The following is a 12,995-nucleotide window of genomic DNA, read 5'->3' as shown; positions in this document are numbered from 1 at the left end:
TTCCTTTGGAAAGTTGAACTTGTACAGATAATCGAAAGTCGTGCTACTTGATACGAGATACGCACCAACACCCCACAACCATGCACCTGAACTTCTACTTCTTACGGCAACTGGCGCAGGCACTAAAGCCTAAACTTACCGGCATGCAGGCTGTTACGGCTTTCAGCCAGAACAAGGATGAGCTTATACTTGGTTTTGCCCGTGGGCAGGAGGAGCTGTATGTCCGCGCGCAGTTGGGCTCCCAGTTCACCTCCCTCTCCTTCCCCACCGGGCTGAGGAGGGCGCGCGCCAACACGGTGGAGCTGATGCAGCAGCTGCAGGGGCAGACGGTGGAGGACGTGGTGCAGCATCAGAACGAACGCAGCTTTTACTTTATACTTTCAGGAGGGTACCTGCTGCTGTTCAAGCTCTTCGGCAACCGCTCCAACATTATACTTTACCAGGGCGAGGAGGCCGTGGAGCTGTTCCAGCGCAAGTTTGCCGCCGATGCCGACCTGAACCCGCTGCAGATGGACCGCCCGCTGCAACAGAACTTCGCCGCCTTTGCCGCCGCTGACGGTAACCTACGCAAAGTATACCCTACCTTCGGAGACCTCCCGGCTTTATACCTGGAGGAGCGCGGCTACAGCCAGCTGACGCTGGAGGAGAAGTGGGAGTTGGTGCAAGGTATGCTGGATGTGCTGGAGGCGCCGGAAACGTACTACATCAGCCGGGTGCAGGGCAGGCTGCGGCTCTCGCTGCTGCCGCTTGGCGAGGTGGTTTATACTTACCCGGACCCGCTGGACGCGGCGGATCACTTTACCCGTCTATACTTGTCGGAGACAGGCTTTGAGCGGCAGTATGATCAGGCAAAGCAACAACTGGAGCGCAAGCGACACGTCACGAAAACCGTGATGGAGCAGAGCGGGCAGAAGCTGCAGGAGCTGCGCCACGACCGCTCCTACTCCCAGACCGCCGACGTGCTCATGGCCAACCTCACCAACATACCGCCACGCGCCACCGAGGTAGAGCTCTACGACTTTTACACCGACCAGACACGCACTTATTCTTTAAAGCAGCACGAAACGCCGCAGAAATATGCCGAGCGCCTCTACCGCAAGGCCAAAAACCAGCATATGGAGGTAAAGCAGCTGGAGGAGAAAGTTGAGCGCAAGCTGGAGGAACTGATCGTGCTGGAGGATGCGCTGCAGGCGCTGGAAGAGGTGGAGGGCTACAAGGAGCTGAAATCATACTTGCGGGAGTACAACCACCTGCTCGGGAGCAAGCAGCAGGAGCAGGTGCAGATACCGTTCAGGGTGTTCGAAAGCGAAGGCTACAAGATACTGGTGGGCAAAAGCTCCCAGAACAACGATGAGCTCACGCAGCGCCATACCTATAAGGAGGATATGTGGCTGCATGCCAAGGATGTATCCGGCTCGCATGTGGTAATCAAGCACCAGGCTGGCAAAACGATTCCCTCCACGGTGCTGGAGAAAGCGGCGCAGCTGGCGGCCTACTACAGCAAACGCAAAACTGACTCGCTGTGCCCGGTAATTTACACACCCAAGAAATGGGTACGCAAGCCCAAGGGCTCCCCTCCCGGCTCCGTGGTGGTTGAGCGCGAGAAAGTGTTGCTGGTAAAGCCCGAGAACCCGTTTGCGAAAGTATAAAAGTATGGCAGGCTAAGCTGCTTATACTTCCCTGGCGCAAGCGTCCGCTTGTGCCATTACACTTTAGCCGCTACCTCTCATGGCGCAAGTCTTCAGACTTGTGTCCTGCTATGGTGTCAAGTTTGTAACTTGACTGGCTCGAAGGGCCATGCTTTATACTTGGGTTATACTTCATGCCTTCTCTGGCGCAAGCGTCCGCTTGTGCCTCGACTAGCCGCTGCCTCCCGCAACTGGAACCAAGCTATACTTGCTAGCTGCCGCTGACCCTCCAGTTCCCACAAACCTACAGTTGCATTTCCGGCTTTGGCTCCCTCCATCCCGGGAGGGCTCGTCCTTTGGCATCGCGCTGTGTTCCCTCCTGCGCCAGGGCGCTGCCCTTGCAGGGCACCGGATCTCACAAGGCGCTCAACCCAAGGACTGGTATCAGTTCGATAGCCACTGCTTTAGCGACGGAGCAAGTATAAGTGGGAGTGATTTTATACTTTGTCTCTTTTATCCTCAGTTACAAAGTCTTTCGTTCGAAATCCCCGATAGATTTCTCGCCCTGCTCGGGATGACAGTAGAGTATAGCAAGTATAAATCCCCTCTTGGGAGGGGCTGGGGAGAGATTTATACTTTGTAGGGATAGGTTTTAACCTGTCCGCGCAACGGTAGCAACTATGCAATTTATACTTCAGCATGAGTAATTACGGGCTCCCCTCCTTAGACTACCGAGAACGGGAGTTCGAAGGTAGCGAGCGTAGCTCTGAGGGGCAGGGGTGGTTGGACCCGGTGCTATGAACTTTTGCTTTGTATGCCTACACCCCCAGCCTCCGCAGGGCCAGCAGGCTTAAGGCGATAGAGCCAGCCACATTTACTTTCCCGCTCATCACCATACTTTCCACTTCCTGCAGGGGCACCTTCAGTACCTCAATGTGCTCGCTTACATCCAGGTCCTGCTCGGCTACCTGGCAGGCATTACGGGCGATATAATAGTAAATTCTGTTGGTGTCTTTGGTGGGGTTGTCAATTACCTCCAGCAGCGGCTCCAGTTCCTCCGTAGCATAGCCGGTTTCCTCCAGCAGCTCGCGGCGGGCGGCTTCCAGCGGATTATCCTCGTGCTCATCGATCACGCCACCGGGCAATTCTATAAAAATACCGCCGGCCGCGTGCTTGTACTGCCGCACAAAAATCACGTGGTCATCCTCGGTAACCGGAAATACCAGCACCACATTCGGGCGCACGCTCACGTAGTAATCGTCCATCACGTGGCCGTTTGGCAGCTCCACCTCATCCCGGCGCAACTTGTACCACTTCTCGTTCACCACCATGTCAGACTTCAGTATCTTCCAGGGCTGCGGGGCGTTGTTGTTATCACTCATGCGTGCAAGTTATACTTTATCAGCGTAAAAAAGCCACGCGTGGGCATGGCTACTGTTTATACTTTATAGCTCAAGTTGCGATTAACCCACCCCTGCCCCTCCCAAGAGGGGAATTTCACAAAAGAGCAGGATATTCCCCTCCTCAGAGGGGTTAGGGGTGGGTTTACACCTGCACTGTATTATTAAATCGCAACTTGGGTTTTATACTTCGCGGACGCTCCTGCGCTACCCCTGCTTTCCGTTCTGCCGCACCATATACTCGTTTTTGCCGGATACTTTTTGCCGCACCGCCTCCAGCCACTCCTGTCCGGTGGCGGAGAGGTACTCCGACTCGTTCCATTGCTGGTGCTGCCTGAGTTGCTCATCCACCTCCAGTATGTATAGCTCGTGGCCCGGCTGCGCCTTTACCCGAAAGCCGCAGGAGCGCATCATGGCCAGGATAGCGGCATGGTTTGGTGCCCACCAGTTGGTCAGGTCGCCAGCCATGCGCTTCTCGATAAAGGCCATTTTGGGCCAACCCTCCTGCAGCATGCGCTGGCGGTCGTTTATCTCAAAATCCTCCGGCGCGTCGGCTACCTCCTTGCCGGGCATGGTCAGGGTCTGGAACACCAGCTGGCCGCGGCACTTTTTAGAGAGGATGTCCAGGGAGAGCAGCGGATAGCGCAGGTGGTAGAGCACGCCCATGTACCAGATCAGGTCGAACTGCCGGTCGAGGCGGGCCACATCGTACACCTGCATCTGCCTGAGCTCGATCTTATCCTCCAGGCCAAATTGTTTGGCTGCCCACTCCGCCTGCTTCAGGTAATGCGGGTCCACGTCGATTCCCAATACGCTTGCCCCGCGTTTGGCCAACTCTATACTATAAAAGCCGGCGTTGCAGCCAATGTCCAGCACGTCCCAGCCCGACAGATCCTGCGGGATGTAGGGCTCCAGCTCCAGCCACTTAAAGCGGGGAAAATCGCCTAAAAAATGGGTAGGGGCTGTTTGCGCTCCGTTTGGCAGGTGCAGGTTATGGAACCAGGGCCCCATCGCTTCTATCTCCGACATATAGCTATACTTGATTTAAGGTTTGAAGTAGCTTACGCAGGTGCAGCAGCTATTGATACAAAAACACAAAGCTGCCGCCCCTGGACCGATCCGGAGGCGGCAGCTTTTATACTTTATGCTATGCCTTGCGCTATACTTCCTGGCTTATCTCGGAATTGGCAAAGGGGTTTTCCAGCGTCATCAGTTCTTCGGCATAGCTAATCAGCTCCTGCGCCCGGTGGGAGGCCGTGTGGTGGGCCATCACCTTCCGGCGGGCGCGCTCGCCAATCAGCTTCCGCTCCGACTTGCAGATCTCGCGCAGGTACCTGAGTGTGTCTTTGGTGTCTTTGGCGATCAGGATCTCGGTGCCGGGTTCGAAGATGGTTTCCAGGCCTTCCCAGTAATCAGAGATGATCGGGGTGGCACAGGCCGCGGCCTCAAACAGGCGCACGCTGGGCGCATAGCCCGCCTCTACCATGTCGGCGCGGGTGATGTTCAGGGTAAAGCGCTGGCTGTTGAAGAAGTTACGGTGCTCGGCGGGCGGCAGGTGCTGGATCTGCTGCACGTTCTTAGGCCATTTTATACTTGCCGGGTACTGGGGGCCAGCCACCACAAACCTGCCGTGCGGCCACTGGCGCGCCGCCTCCAGCATCAGTTTGTCGAGCGGCGGTTGGCGGTCGTCGGAGTAGGTGCCCAGGTAGCCCAGGTCCCACTTCGCCTCCATTATTTCGGGGAAGTATAACGCCGGGTCGAAAGAGCAGTAGAGCGCACGCGCCATTGGTGCCCCATACTTGCGCTCCAGCAGGTCCAGGGTCGGGCCGCCGGTAAACGACAGGTACAGATCATACTTCGGGATGAGGCTGGGGTGCAGGTACTCGTAATCCCCGCGCTCGAGTTTAGCCAGTGTTACCGGCGTGTCGATGTCGTAAAATGCCTTGATGCCCCGGGCCGTTTGGATCACCCACTCCCCTACTGGCACGCCCTCCGGCACATAGGAGCCCACGATCACCATATCCGCCTCGCGCACCTCCTCGGTGAACCGGCTCTTCAGGTCATCTACCGACTTGTAAAGCACTGTCTGGCAGAAATCCGGGTTTGGCAGGTCGCGGTTGCCGGCATACCAGGGCACATCCCGTTCTAAGAAAGTAACATAATGGCCCTGCTTGTTTAGCTCCCGTACCAAACCCCGGAACGTGGTGGCGTGGCCGTTGCCCCAGCTGGAGGTGATGGATAAGCCCAGAATTACGATATTCATGCTAATGCTTTGTTTGAAGATTGAACTTTCGCGTACAGCAATTTTTCCAGTTGCTCCGCGCGGTGTTGGTAGGTGTGCGCGGCAAGTACCTTCTTATACGCAGCTTCTCCGATTGTTTTCGCCTTTTCTTTAGATAAATCTGCTACGATCCGGGCTACATCGGCCCCGTTATGGGCTACCAGTATTTCTTTTCCGGGTTCGAAGAAGAAATCGATGCCCTCCCAGTAGTCGGTAATGATGCAGGCCCCGGCCCCGGCCGCCTCAAAAACACGCGTAGCGGGCGAGAAACCGTAACGGGCCATACTTTCGCGGCTGATGTTGAGCACCGCCTTTGGGGTGCAGTTGAAGGCGTTATGGTCGTTGGTGTACACGTGGCCCACGTACTGCACATTATCCGTCATCTGCTTATCGCCCCAGCCGCTGCCGCCAATAATGAACTTCTTGTTCATTTCCAGCGCCGCCGGCTTCAGGAAGAACTCGTCCACGCGCGCCTCTCGGTCGGGCAGGCGGTTGCCCAGGAAAGCAAGATCGCAGGCAAAGCGCGGGGCTGGTTCCACTGGAAAGTGCGTGGCCGTGTCGAGGGCGTTATAGATTGGTACGCACTTCTTCGCGCCCAGCGCCTCGTAGGCATTCACCACCGGGTCGCCGCCGCCGTAGGTCAGCACCATATCGTACTGTGGGATCAGCTGCAGGAACTGGTCGTTCGGGTTGTTGTGCACACGGTCGAGCGTGGCGGGCGCATCCACATCCCAAAACACCACCAGTCGGTGGTCGGTCTGCAGTTTCAGCACCTCGCGCTCCAGCAGCTCATCAAACACGCCCACGCCGCTGGCCTTTACCACCATGTCGGCATGTCCGGCGTCGGTTAGGCATTTGTAAACAGCCTCCTCGGTAGCCTCGTATACCACCACCTTAGCCCAGTCCGGGTCATCCATGTCGCGGTTCTGCTGGCGCTCGTAGGCATCGGGTTCATAAAAAGTAACCTGATGACCGCGCTCGCTCAAGGCATGAACTATACCTCTATAGTATGTAGCGGCACCGTTCCAGTAGGCAGATACCAGGCTGGAGCCGAAAAAGGCGATATTCAGTTTCTTATTCTGCATGCAGGATTCTCTCTTTGGGGGTGATGTATACTTTAGATTCCGCAATGCCCAACTCCCTGCATACTTTCTCCAACTCGTTGACACGGTGGGCACAGGTATGGCGGCTGCGGATAGTTTCCAGGCCACGCGCAGCCAGGGCGTTTGCTTTTTCAGGGTTGTGAAGTATGGTTTGCAGGTGCTGCTGCATCTCCTGGCCGTTGCGGGCCACCAGGAAATCCTCTCCCGGCGTGAACAGGTTTTCGGCATCATCCCAAGGGGAAGAAATCAGCGGAATGCCGCAGGCCATGGCCTCGAAGGGGCGGATGGTCGGGATGCCCGGCAGCGCTTCCACATAAGGCCGGCGCGGCACGTGCACCGTTACTTTATACCTGGCAAACTCCTCTGCGGCTTTATAGTTGGGTAGCCAGCCGCCGTACGCAATACCGGCATCGGCCAAGGCTTTGCGGGCATGCTCGGGGTAGCGCACGCCGTAGATTTTCGCCTTCAAGCCAAGCTCCTTCACCGGGTTGATCAGGAACTCGTGCAACTCGGCCGTGCGCTCCTCGTCACCCCAATTGCCGATCCAGATCAGGTCCCCTTTATATTCTTTTCTTTCGTGCGGATAGAAGACGGAAGTATCAGCGGCCTCATGCCAGGTCCAGGCGTTTTGGGTCCAGCCCTGCTGCAAGTATAAATCGCGGATCTTCTGCCCGAAAGCCAGCACGCCATCGTACTGGCTCAAATCATACTTGGCCATACTTTCCCGCTCGGTCACGGCGCGGTGGTGCGTGTCGTGGAACAGCAGTTTATACTTTCCCTTGTTGGCACGGTGTTCCCCGATGCGCTTCACCAGCTCGTGCTCGTTCCACTCGTGCACCAGCACCAGGTCGGCATCGCGCAATACTTCATCCAGGTTTATACTTTCTAAGCTATAAAAGTTAGTGCTGATGCCGGGGTAATACTGCTGCAGCTCGTCCAGCTTCTCCTTTCCGTAGCCATCCACCAGGTTCTGCAGGCTCCAGCCGTTTTCCGGCTCGTACACGTTTACCTGGTGCCCCCGCTCCTCCAGCTCCCGCACAATGCCCCGCAAAAAGTGCGCGTTGCCATGGTTCCAGTCAGAAAGTATAGAGTGGTAGAAAAGGACTATATGCATTTGATTGTTCGTTGTTTCTTATTGAATTCTGGGAATTTGGATAAGTATATAGCCGCTGCCGTTGTTGTGTCTTAGGACCAACAACCTCTGTTACTGCTGCCATCTTGGTGATTGCATCTACAGTTATTTAAGTTGTTGGTGAGAACACGCAACAACGGCGAGGGCAGTCGAATCATCGATTCATTCACTCATCCACTCATTCGAAATTATACCGTAACTGTTTGCTTGAGCAGCTGGCGGTACACGTGGTCGTAGTCCTGGCCCATCGGGTCGGCGGTGTAGCCGTGGGAGCGCTTCACGGCGCGGCAGGCCATGATGTTGCGGCCGAACTCATCCTCGACCAGGTGGTTGATGGTGTCGCGCAGTTCGTCGGCATCGTTCGGGTTCACATACTTGGCGGCGTTGCCCCAGATCTCGGCCTGGCTGTCGGTTTTGCCCACCACCAGCGCGCAACCCGACATGGCTGCCTCCAGAACCGTCAGGCCGAAGGGCTCATACTTGGCCGGCAACGCATAGATCGAAGCGCGCGATAACCAATCCGACACCTCCTTCTCCGTCAGCTGGCCCAGGAAATGCACGTTATCCAGCTGGATTTCCTCGCCGGTGGCAGGATGGCGGGCGTCGCCGGCAATGTATACCGGCCAGGGGAGGTCGGAGGCAATGTGCGCCAGCATCGAGATGTTCTTGGCCTCATCCCACACGCGGCCCATGCTAAACACGAACGGCTCTTTCTTGCCGAACTGGAAGGTATGCTGGCCGCGGCCGTTGTACACCACCGTGCTGTTCTGGAACGGCCCGTACAGCGCTTCGGCCTGGTGCAGCATGGCCTGCGTGGGGGCCACCACCATGTTAGCGTGCTGCAGCCCCTTTGTTATCATCTCTTTATACTTGTCCCACTCCCGCGGCACCTCCTCGTCCTTCACGGATTTCCACCACGACAGCACGCAGGAGTGCACCACCACCACCGTTGGCACGCCGAAGTCCAGCGCCCCGTGCGCCATGCCGTTCAGGTGCACCAGGTCAGGCTGCACCTCGTCTTTGAGCTTCAGCAGCCACTGGCCGGCCTTCTCCACGTCCTGCCACGGGTTGTCCATCCACTCCAGCTTATAGTCGCTTTCGTAAAGGGTCAGGTTGTCGATGTCCTCGGCCTGTTGGCGCTGCTCCTCCGACAGAGGCGCGCCCATGGTAGCCAAGGCTACCTGTGTTTTAAATGGCGCCAGGGCTCTGATCAGTTCCAGCGCGTACGTCCAGACACCGCCCACGGTGTCTGCGGTCATCAGTATTTTGGAGGGATGATGTGCTTCCATATTCTCTTCTTATCTTCCGTAAATTTTATCTAATATCTCTGCCACTTTTATAAACTCCTCTGCCTCCTCGCTAAAGCCCTCGCCACTGGCCACGCGCTCTGCCCAGGCCACGCCGGCCCGGCCCATCCAGTCGTCGGGAGGCGCGCAGAGCTGCTCGGTTTTGGTGCCGTGGTAGCGCTCGGCCACAAAGTCATAAAAAGAGCCGTTCACGTTTTTAAGAGCCACTCCGCCATTGATGCCATAGAAGGTGGCGCTGATGATGGCCTCCTGGCCGGCCGGTAGGTTCCAGGAGCAGCTGAGCTGCACGTGCGTGTTGCCCTCCAGTTCTATACTTGCGGAAGCGTAATCCTCTACCTTGCCCTCGGCCATACTTATGGGTTTGCCTTTGGCGTACAGGTGGCTTTGCACGTTTTTAACTTTGGGGAAGTCCATACTCCACAGGGCCAGGTCCACCAGGTGCACGCCCAGGTCTATCACACAGCCGCCGCCGGACAGTTTTGGCTCATAGAACCAGGCCTTATCCGGGCCATAGGCGTTGTGGAACACCAGCTCGATGGCATAGATCTGCCCCAGCTCGCCGCTCTGCACCACCTTGTATACTTCCTGCATGGCTTTGGTGTAGCGGTACGACAGGTCCACAGATAGCAGCTTGTTGCTTTGGCGCGCAGCCGCTACCACGCGCTTTGCCTCCTCCACGTTGCGGCCCAGCGGCTTCTGGCAGAACACCGCCTTTCCCGCCTCCAGCGCCAGCGAACTTTGCTCGGCATGGAAGGCACTTGGCGTGGCGATCACAATGCCGTCTACCCCGGGCTTCTGCAGCATCGCCTCCAGCGAGGGTACCTGCGTGGCCTCGGGGGCGCTTTTCAGGGCTTCCTCCGCGTTTTGGGCGGTCGTGTCGGCAATGTAGGCAACCTCAGCCGCATTGTTCCTGGCTATTACCTCCATGCGGTTGCGGCCAATCCAGCCCACACCCAGAAAGCCAAGCTTTGGTTTGGAGTCAGAAGTTGTAGAAGAAGATGCTGATGGGGCTTGCGCCTTGTCCAGTATAGTTTCCGTCATGTTCAGTAGGTTATCAGGGCTTTCACAAATCCGTCGGGGCGGTTTGTGAGGTTCTCGAATGCTTTATCGATAGTATCTAAAGTATAACGATGGGTATATAGCCGGTCGGGGTTGATTGTACCCGCCTCTACGGCCTCTACGGCTGCTTGTATACCTTTGATATATTCTTTTGGGTCGCGCTCGTGCGCATTGATGACGTCGAGGCCGCGCCAGTTCCAAAGTTGAACATTTACCTGACGCATCCCATCCTGATGGAAACCGGCGATGATCAGCCTGCCGCGCTCTGCGGTCAATTCCCCAGCCAGGTTCAGCGGCCACTCCTTTCCGGTGCACTCTATTACGCGCTCGCAGAAGTTTCCGTTTGTCAGTTCCTTAACTTTTTCTATGATTTTATAGTGATCATCCATTTTAATCACCTCATCTGCGCCGCACTCCCGGGCAACCGCCAAAGAGAACTCCCGCTGCGACACCGCGATGACTTTTGCGCCTGCGCTTTTAGCCAGCTGCACCAGCAGCGCCCCCAGGAAACCAATGCCCAGGATCGCCACCGTCTGACCGGCCTTCACTTCGCTGCGCTTAAAGATGTTCATGGCGCAGCCCAGCGGCTCCCCCGGAAAAGGCTTACCCGCCAGGCTCTCCGGCAGCTTCACCACCTTGTCGGCATCGGCCAGGTCGTACTCGGCATAGGCATTATAGGACAGGGCCGCCACACGGTCGCCGGGCCTTACTCCTCTCACGCCCTCGCCCACGGCATCTACCACGCCCCAGCCTTCGTGGCCCGGGTTTCCGGCAGCTACCGGGTAGCTGAACCACTCGCGGCCCTCCCACACGGGTAGGTTGGAGGCGCAGAGGCCGCAGCCCTGCAACCGGATGCGCACCTGCCCGGCTTTTGGCTCAGGCAAGCTCACCTCCTGCACGTTTATACTTTGCGGCGCCTCCAGTACGGCGGCTTTCATGGTGGCCGTCCGGGTGTCGGCTGTTTTTGATCGTTTGGTTGTAAGGGTGTCGTGCATGGGTTAAGCTACTGCTGCTTTGTTAACAGGTTCTTCTTCTTTCTCTAAAACGTTGGATAGGGTCATCGGCACCTTGTAGCCGCGGTTCTCGCACAGCCACTGGTACAGCTTGGCGACGCCCTCCTGCACGTTGTGCTTCGGATACCAGCCGGTGGCCTTCTGGAACTTGCGCGTGTCGGACACATAGTAGTGCTGGTCGCCGGGGCGCCAGTCGCCGAAATGGAGCGGGATCTCCTGGCCCCGGTATTTGCCAATGGTCTTGAGCAACTCCAGCAGGCTTACGGTGTTAGCCGGCCCGCCGCCGATGTTGAAAGCCTGTCCGCTTATACTTCCCATGTACTCCTGCGCCAGCAGGAACGCATCCACCAGGTCCTCCACGAAAAGAATGTCGCGGACCTGTTTGCCATCGCCATAGATATTCACGGGTTCCCCCTCAATGGCTCTGATGGCGAAGTGCGCCACCCAGCCCTGGTCCTCGTTGCCGTACTGGTGCGGACCGTAGATGCAGCTCATCCGGAACACGGCCATCGGCAGGTTATAGGTACGGGCATAGTCGATCACATACTGGTCGGCGGCGCCTTTAGAGCAGCCGTAGGGGCTGTGGAAATCGAGGTGGCGTTTTTCGGAGATGCCATACTTCTTCACGTTTGCATCGTCCGGGTAGTAACGGGAGCCGTTGGAAACGAACGCCATGTCCTCCAGCCCGCCGTATACTTTGTTGGTGGAGGTAAACACCAGCGGCGGCGGGGTCTTTTGCTCCCGTATCGCCTCCAGCAAGTTGATGATGCCACGCGCGTTTATCTCAAAGTCGTTGATGGGGAGGTCGAGAGAGGTGGTAACAGCCACCTGGGCCGCAAAGTGAAATACCTGCTCGGCATGGCGCACTACCTTGCGCACGGCCTGCATATCGCGGATGTCGCCCACGTATACTTCCAGCCTGTCGCCATAGGTCTCGTGCAGCCACTGCAGGTTCTGCTCCACGCCATCGCGGCTCAGGCTGTCGAACACCAGCACGCGCCTGCCCTGCTCCAGCAGGCGCTTGGCCAGGTTGGTGCCCACAAAGCCGGCCCCTCCGGTGATCAACGTATAAGGCTCCGGCATCTCACCCAGCGATCGTTTCACATAATCCAGCTCGTGCAGCTTTTCGATGCCGTGGCGGGCCCAGAGCCTGTAGAGCAGCTTGCTTGATCCGTCGGCGCGCTTCAGCCCGAAGTAGTACTCGCGGTCATCCAGGTGGAAGCCCCCTACCGTTGGCAGGTTCGCATCCAGGTCCTTCACGGCATACCAGTACACGCGGGTCGCATCCGCCTTCAACACCTCCTTAAACTCCTGCAACTGCTTGTACTCGTCGTGCTGCCAGGTAGAGAAGCCAGCCTCGGTCACCCAGAGCTCAGCCTGGCAGTTGTTGCGCGCCATTACCTGGCGCACGGCCTGTATGCTATCCTCCCAGCCATCCCACATCTGGTCGAACACGAACGGGAAACCGTGGATACCCACCGCATCAATGTACTGCATCACGCCATGGTCATACATGGTCTGCAGCCAGTTCGGGTCTATCGGGCTCATGCCGCCGAGCAAGGTCTTCTTGCCCAGTTGCTGACACCAGTGAGCCGCGCCGCCCACCATCTCAGAGAACTTGTTCCAACCATAGTCGTGCGCAAAGTCATACTCTGTCAGGTTATTGGGCTCGTTCCAGAGCTCCACCCACTCAAAATGCCGCCCATGCCTGGCTATGAAAACATCCAGGAAATCGGCATAAGCCTTTTTATCTTTCGGAGGGGAGGAGGTGCGCGGTTTCTCGCCTATACTTGGCGGTGTGTATAGGAAGCAGGGAAGTATGTTCACCTCTTTGGCCAGTGTGGGGATGAGCCAGTCGTACCATTCCTTACCTTCAGGCGTATAATAGTCGGCCCACGACACGCCGGTGCGCAGCTCGGTTACGCCCAGCTCCTTCAGGCTGGCCAGCGTCTCTTTTACATGCGCATACTCACCGGGCCTGAACCACTCCACCAGTCCCACCACCGGAAGTGCGGGTTTGTTGTCTGTAACTTGTTTATCTGTCTTCATTTTCATTCGAGTCCTTTAATTGA

The 12,995-nt window shown here is 57.2% G+C and carries 10 protein-coding genes; 1 reads left to right on the top strand and 9 read right to left on the bottom strand.

Features of this window, described 5'->3' with window-relative positions; all coding sequences use genetic code 11:
- Nucleotides 1-47 precede the first annotated feature (47 nt).
- On the top strand, nt 48-1,649 hold the full coding sequence (locus tag A3841_RS09215; protein WP_235861339.1) for an NFACT RNA binding domain-containing protein: 1,602 nt from the start codon (nt 48-50) through the stop codon (nt 1,647-1,649).
- Between the two features lie 797 nt (nt 1,650-2,446).
- Here A3841_RS09215 and A3841_RS09205 read toward each other — a convergent pair.
- From A3841_RS09205 to A3841_RS09165, 9 genes are all read right to left on the bottom strand, one after another.
- Complete coding sequence (locus tag A3841_RS09205; protein ID WP_073852038.1) at nt 2,447-3,010, bottom strand: NUDIX hydrolase; 564 nt, start codon at nt 3,008-3,010, stop codon at nt 2,447-2,449.
- 225 nt (nt 3,011-3,235) lie between these two features.
- Nucleotides 3,236-4,057, bottom strand: coding sequence for a TIGR04290 family methyltransferase (locus tag A3841_RS09200; protein WP_073852037.1), 822 nt, complete (start codon nt 4,055-4,057; stop codon nt 3,236-3,238).
- Between the two features lie 130 nt (nt 4,058-4,187).
- Nucleotides 4,188-5,291 carry a CgeB family protein gene (locus A3841_RS09195; protein WP_073852036.1) on the bottom strand — a complete coding sequence of 368 codons (1,104 nt, stop codon included), beginning with the start codon at nt 5,289-5,291 and terminating at the stop codon, nt 4,188-4,190.
- Nucleotides 5,288-6,394 (bottom strand): CgeB family protein, encoded by a 1,107-nt coding sequence (locus tag A3841_RS09190; protein ID WP_073852035.1) that lies wholly within the window; start codon nt 6,392-6,394, stop codon nt 5,288-5,290. Before A3841_RS09190 ends, A3841_RS09195 begins: the two co-directional genes overlap by 4 nt.
- On the bottom strand, nt 6,384-7,526 hold the full coding sequence (locus A3841_RS09185) for a CgeB family protein (RefSeq protein WP_073852034.1): 1,143 nt from the start codon (nt 7,524-7,526) through the stop codon (nt 6,384-6,386). The genes A3841_RS09190 and A3841_RS09185 overlap by 11 nt, the downstream gene beginning before the upstream one ends.
- A 206-nt stretch (nt 7,527-7,732) precedes the next feature.
- Nucleotides 7,733-8,803: a glycosyltransferase family 4 protein gene (locus A3841_RS09180; RefSeq protein WP_073852033.1), complete on the bottom strand. Its 1,071-nt coding sequence runs from the start codon at nt 8,801-8,803 to the stop codon at nt 7,733-7,735.
- A 39-nt stretch (nt 8,804-8,842) separates the two neighbouring features.
- On the bottom strand, nt 8,843-9,892 hold the full coding sequence (locus A3841_RS09175) for a Gfo/Idh/MocA family protein (protein WP_073852032.1): 1,050 nt from the start codon (nt 9,890-9,892) through the stop codon (nt 8,843-8,845).
- Nucleotides 9,893-9,894: 2 nt separating this feature from the next.
- Nucleotides 9,895-10,905 carry an MDR/zinc-dependent alcohol dehydrogenase-like family protein gene (locus A3841_RS09170; protein ID WP_206073072.1) on the bottom strand — a complete coding sequence of 337 codons (1,011 nt, stop codon included), beginning with the start codon at nt 10,903-10,905 and terminating at the stop codon, nt 9,895-9,897.
- Nucleotides 10,906-10,908: 3 nt separating this feature from the next.
- A complete protein-coding gene (locus tag A3841_RS09165) occupies nt 10,909-12,972 on the bottom strand; it encodes an SDR family NAD(P)-dependent oxidoreductase (RefSeq protein WP_073852627.1) in 2,064 nt (687 codons plus the stop codon).
- Nucleotides 12,973-12,995 lie beyond the last annotated feature (23 nt).

Source organism: Pontibacter flavimaris (assembly GCF_001907195.1).
In the GTDB taxonomy this organism is placed as follows: Bacteria; Bacteroidota; Bacteroidia; order Cytophagales; family Hymenobacteraceae; genus Pontibacter; species Pontibacter flavimaris.
The sequence above is the reverse complement of the archived record's forward strand: the minus strand, read 5'-3'. Positions and strand labels throughout refer to the sequence as shown.

Bases quoted from the DNA above. Each gene is read 5' to 3' on its own strand.
- A3841_RS09205 (WP_073852038.1), bottom strand. From the start codon at position 3,010: ATGAGTGATAACAACAACGCCCCGCAGCCCTGGAAGATACTGAAGTCT.
- A3841_RS09200 (WP_073852037.1), bottom strand. From the start codon at position 4,057: ATGTCGGAGATAGAAGCGATGGGGCCCTGGTTCCATAACCTGCACCTG.
- A3841_RS09195 (WP_073852036.1), bottom strand. From the start codon at position 5,291: ATGAATATCGTAATTCTGGGCTTATCCATCACCTCCAGCTGGGGCAAC.
- A3841_RS09190 (WP_073852035.1), bottom strand. From the start codon at position 6,394: ATGCAGAATAAGAAACTGAATATCGCCTTTTTCGGCTCCAGCCTGGTA.
- A3841_RS09185 (WP_073852034.1), bottom strand. From the start codon at position 7,526: ATGCATATAGTCCTTTTCTACCACTCTATACTTTCTGACTGGAACCAT.
- A3841_RS09180 (WP_073852033.1), bottom strand. From the start codon at position 8,803: ATGACCGCAGACACCGTGGGCGGTGTCTGGACGTACGCGCTGGAACTG.
- A3841_RS09175 (WP_073852032.1), bottom strand. From the start codon at position 9,892: ATGACGGAAACTATACTGGACAAGGCGCAAGCCCCATCAGCATCTTCT.
- A3841_RS09170 (WP_206073072.1), bottom strand. From the start codon at position 10,905: ATGCACGACACCCTTACAACCAAACGATCAAAAACAGCCGACACCCGG.
- A3841_RS09165 (WP_073852627.1), bottom strand. From the start codon at position 12,972: ATGAAGACAGATAAACAAGTTACAGACAACAAACCCGCACTTCCGGTG.